The sequence below is a fragment of the Paracoccus sp. SY genome (genome assembly GCF_002901215.1).
In the GTDB taxonomy this organism is placed as follows: Bacteria; Pseudomonadota; Alphaproteobacteria; order Rhodobacterales; family Rhodobacteraceae; genus Paracoccus; species Paracoccus acridae.
Genome location: NZ_NWMQ01000175.1, coordinates 1 through 735 on the forward strand (window position 1 = coordinate 1; position 735 = coordinate 735).

At 72.1% G+C, this 735-nt stretch carries 2 protein-coding genes; both read right to left on the bottom strand.

What is annotated here, in order from left to right; translation table 11 throughout:
• The coding region (locus CK944_RS22405; RefSeq protein ID WP_192877804.1) for an anti-sigma factor at positions 1 to 230 on the bottom strand (230 nt) is incomplete at its 3' end.
• A partial coding sequence (locus tag CK944_RS22410) for a sigma-70 family RNA polymerase sigma factor (RefSeq protein WP_205049146.1) occupies positions 217 to 735 on the bottom strand: 519 nt, incomplete at its 5' end. The genes CK944_RS22410 and CK944_RS22405, both read right to left, overlap by 14 nt.

The following is a 735-nucleotide window of genomic DNA, read 5'->3' on the forward strand; positions in this document are numbered from 1 at the left end:
CGCGCCAGCACCAAGCGCCGTGCCGCGCCCAGCAGCGGACGGGGCATGGGCGGCGGCGCCAGGGCACGCCGCAGGTCGCGGTTCAGCGCCAGGTCGCGCATCACGCGGGCCGCGGCCTCGGGATGGCGGGACAAGTGCGCCTCGACCTCGGACCTCTGGGCGTCCGTCAACTGGCCGTCCACATAGGCGTCCAGGTCCAGATCGGTGATCTGCGCGTCAGTGTTCAGCATCGTGACCTCCCACCAGTTTGAGCGAGGGCTTGCGCGGGGCCTCGCCGTCCTCGAAGGCGCGCAGCCAGGCGCGGGCCCGCGAGACGCGCGACATCACCGTGCCGGGCGGCACCCCGATCACGGCCCCCGCCTCGGCATAGGAGAGGCCTTCGACCGCAACCAGTTCCAGGGCCTCGCGCTGCTCCTCGGGCAGTTCCAGGAATGCCCGGCGCAGCTGCGACAGGCGCAGGGCGCTGTCCTGAGGAGCATCGACCACCTGCGGGGACAGCTTGGCATAATCCGCCTCGCGCCGGCCTTCGCTTTGCGCCTGGCGGCGGCGGTCCAGGAAGCGGTTGCGCAGGATCGCGCGCAGCCACGGCCCCGGCGCCCTGCCCGCCGCAAGCTGTTGGCGCTGTTCATGACCGCGCAACAAGGCATCCTGGACAAGGTCGTCCGCCTCGGCCCGGTCGCGGGTCAGGGCAAAGGCGTAACGTCGCAGGGGCGTCAGCAGGGCAAGGATCGGGTC